Genomic DNA, 3,001 nt, shown 5'->3' on the forward strand with positions numbered 1-3,001 from the left:
ACCGCCCTGCGCGCGCACCGGCTCGCGCGCGTGCAGCAGGTGCGGGCCGCCCTCGCCGACCTCGCCGACCCGGCGGGCGCGGGCGGGCCGGACGACGACGGGCTCGTGGTGGCCGTGGTCGCCGCCGTCTACCCCGACGTCGACGACCCCGTCCTGCTCGGGGCGGCCGCGCGCACGGTCCGGGCGACCCTGGTCCACCTGGGGCGAGTGTGAGCGACGACGCGGCCGGGACGAGCCGCTGGCAGGTGCTCGGCGAGCGCAGCCTATACGAGAGCCCGTGGGTGACGCTGCACCTGCTCGACGTCGTCCACCCCGGCGGCCACCGCTACGAGCACCACGCCGTGCGCTCCACCGCCGCGGCGGTCGCCTGTGCGGTGCGGCGGCCGGACGGTGCGGTGCTGCTCATGTGGCGGCACCGGGTCGTGCCTGACGCGTGGGGCTGGGAGGTCCCGGCCGGACGGGTGGAGCCGGGCGAGGGCGTCGAGGAGGCCGCGGCCCGGGAGACGCTGGAGGAGACCGGGTGGACCGTGCGGGACGTGCGCCGGCTCACCGGCTTCCACCCCCTCGGCGGCAGCGCCGACCAGCGGTTCGAGGTGTGCCTGGCAGAGGCGGGGGAGCAGGTCGGCCCGCACGACCCGGTCGAGGCGGACGAGGTGGGCTGGTTCTCCCCGGCGCAGGTGCGCGCGCTGCTCACGGACGGGCAGGTGCAGGAGGGCCTCAGCGTGGTGGCGCTGCTGTGGCTGCTCAGCGGGCTCGACGGGTGAGGCGCTCCGCGTCGAGGATCGTCACGGCGCGGGCCTCCAGGCGGAGCCAGCCGCGCCCGGCGAAGTCGGCGAGGGCCTTGTTGACCGTCTCCCGGCTGGCGCCGACGAGCTGCGCGAGCTCCTCCTGCGTGAGCTCGTGCGCGACGAGCACCCCGTCCTCGGACTGGCGGCCGAACCGGCTCGCGAGGTCGAGCAGGGCCTTGGCGACCCGGCCGGGCACGTCGGAGAACACCAGGTCGGCGAGGGCCTCGTTGGTGCGCCGGAGCCGTCGTCCGAGCGCGGCCAGCAGCGACAGCGCCACGCGGGGCTGGTCGAGCAGCGGCACGAAGTCGTCGCGGGTGAGGGAGTGCACGCGGGCGTTGGACACCGCGACGGCGGTGGCGACGCGGGGCCCCGGGTCGAACAGGGACAGCTCGCCGAACATCTCGCCCGGGCCGAGGATCGCCAGCAGGTTCTCGCGGCCGTCGGCGGCGCGGCGGGCGAGCTTGATCTTGCCGGTCTCGATGACGTAGAGCGCGTCCCCGGGGTCGCCCTCGTGGAAGAGCCGGTCCCCGCGGGCCAGCTCGACCGCCTTCATGCGGCCGATGATGTCGGTGGCCGACTCCTCGTCGACCGCGGCGAGCAGCGGTGCCCGACGCAGGATGTCCTCCGCCATGCGACCTCCCTGGCTCGTGCCGGCAGCAGCGATCATGCCGTAGGAGGAGCCTGCGCGCTGCCTGCGGACGGTCACGGGTCCCGGCGCGTCAGGCGAGGGCCGCGTGGCCGGGCGCGGGGACGGGTCCGGTGCCCGCTGCGGGGGCCTCCGCGGCGTCCGACGCGTGGTCGTCGACGGCGCCGTCGCGCGCCAGGCAGGCGTGCAGGGCGGCGGTCACGGAGTCCAGCTCCTGCTGCAGCGCGCGGCTGCGGCGCACCAGCACGAGCGCGACGTCGCGGAGCCGGCCCAGCTGGGCACCCGGGTCGGTGGGGACGCCGCCGACCAGGCCGAGCACGTCCAGGCCCGCCGGGGGAGGCACGAGAGCCGTCAGGCCGTCGTCGTCACCGAGGGTGCTCGGCGACCACGCCGCCGCGGCGGGGGAGGGCGGGGCGGGGCGGACCGCCGCCGGGACGGGGCAGGCGTAGAGCAGCCCCGCGACCTGCAGGTCCGTGCGGGCCTGGACCAGGCGCTGCCAGTAGCCGACGCCGCGCAGCTGCTCCACCAGGTGGCGGCGGCGGGCACGGAGCTCCGCCGCACCGTCGAGGCGCTCCGCGCGCGGTGCGCGGGAGCGGTCTGCCTGCCTGGGGATCTGCATGTCGGGCCTCTCGGTCGCCTGTCCCGGCCGGGGGCGGCCGCCGTGCTGCCGGGGTCTCTCCCCGGCACCGGTGATGTCGTCCGGCCGCCCCCCGTGCTGGAGGACGGTCACGCCGCGTCACCCGGAGGGCGCACCTGCTCGTACCCTGGCCAGGTGCCGGTCCCCCCAGGAGACGTCGAGGGGGGCGCGACGTCCACCTCGCGCACGGCCCTGGTGCGGCGCGCCCGGAAGGTGCACCGGCTCCTCGCCGACCGGTACCCGGACGCCCGCTGCGAGCTCGACTTCGGCGACCCGCTGCAGCTGCTGGTGGCCACGGTCCTGTCCGCGCAGAGCACCGACCGGCGCGTGAACTCGGTGACGCCCGCCCTGTTCGCCCGCTACCCGGACGCCGCGGCCTACGCCGGTGCCGACCCGGTCGAGCTCGAGGCGATGGTCCGGCCGACCGGCTTCTTCCGCGCCAAGTCGGCGAGCCTCGTCGGCCTCGGCGCGGCGCTCGTCGAGCGCTTCGACGGGCAGGTGCCCGGCCGGCTCGAGGACCTCGTCACGCTGCCCGGCGTCGGGCGCAAGACGGCCAACGTCGTGCTCGGCGACGCGTTCGGCATCCCGGGCATCACCGTGGACACCCACGTCGGCCGCCTCGCCCGGCGGCTGGGCTGGACCGGGCACGAGGACCCGGTCAAGGTCGAGGCCGACCTGGCCGGGCTGTTCCCCCGCCGGGACTGGACGATCCTCTCCCACCGGCTGATCTTCCACGGCCGGCGCACCTGCCACGCCCGTAGGCCCGCCTGCGGTGCCTGCCCCGTGGCCCGGCTGTGCCCGTCCTACGGCGCGGGCGAGACCGACCCCGTGCTGGCCGCGGCGCTGGTGACGACCGAGGGGCGACGGTGAGCGCGACCGCCGGCAGCCCCGACGAGGGCCGGGCGCCGCGGCGGCGGCAGGGGCCCGACG

At 77.3% G+C, this 3,001-nt stretch carries 4 protein-coding genes and 1 pseudogene; 3 read left to right on the forward strand and 2 right to left on the reverse strand.

The genetic code is table 11. From position 1 onward, the window contains the following. Together WCS02_RS19150 and WCS02_RS19155 are read left to right on the forward strand one after the other, a co-directional pair. Positions 1 to 213, forward strand: a pseudogene (locus tag WCS02_RS19150) (MBL fold metallo-hydrolase); the annotation flags it as partial. Then, a complete protein-coding gene (locus tag WCS02_RS19155; protein WP_340295879.1) occupies positions 210 to 764 on the forward strand; it encodes an NUDIX hydrolase in 555 nt (184 codons plus the stop codon). The pseudogene WCS02_RS19150 and the gene WCS02_RS19155, both read left to right, overlap by 4 nt. On the opposite strand, the gene WCS02_RS19160 is transcribed toward WCS02_RS19155, so the two are convergent. Together WCS02_RS19160 and WCS02_RS19165 are read right to left on the reverse strand one after the other, a co-directional pair. Next, on the reverse strand, positions 745 to 1,419 hold the full coding sequence (locus WCS02_RS19160; protein ID WP_340295880.1) for a Crp/Fnr family transcriptional regulator: 675 nt from the start codon (positions 1,417 to 1,419) through the stop codon (positions 745 to 747). The genes WCS02_RS19155 and WCS02_RS19160 overlap by 20 nt on opposite strands. 88 nt (positions 1,420 to 1,507) lie before the next feature. Next, a complete protein-coding gene (locus tag WCS02_RS19165) occupies positions 1,508 to 2,053 on the reverse strand; it encodes a hypothetical protein (RefSeq protein ID WP_340295881.1) in 546 nt (181 codons plus the stop codon). Between the two features lie 153 nt (positions 2,054 to 2,206). Between WCS02_RS19165 and nth the strand changes: the two genes are divergently transcribed. Then, positions 2,207 to 2,941 carry an endonuclease III gene (nth, locus tag WCS02_RS19170; RefSeq protein WP_340295882.1) on the forward strand — a complete coding sequence of 245 codons (735 nt, stop codon included), beginning with the start codon at positions 2,207 to 2,209 and terminating at the stop codon, positions 2,939 to 2,941. Positions 2,942 to 3,001: the final 60 nt, after the last annotated feature.

Source organism: Aquipuribacter hungaricus, from assembly GCF_037860755.1.
GTDB lineage: Bacteria > Actinomycetota > Actinomycetes > Actinomycetales > JBBAYJ01 > Aquipuribacter > Aquipuribacter hungaricus.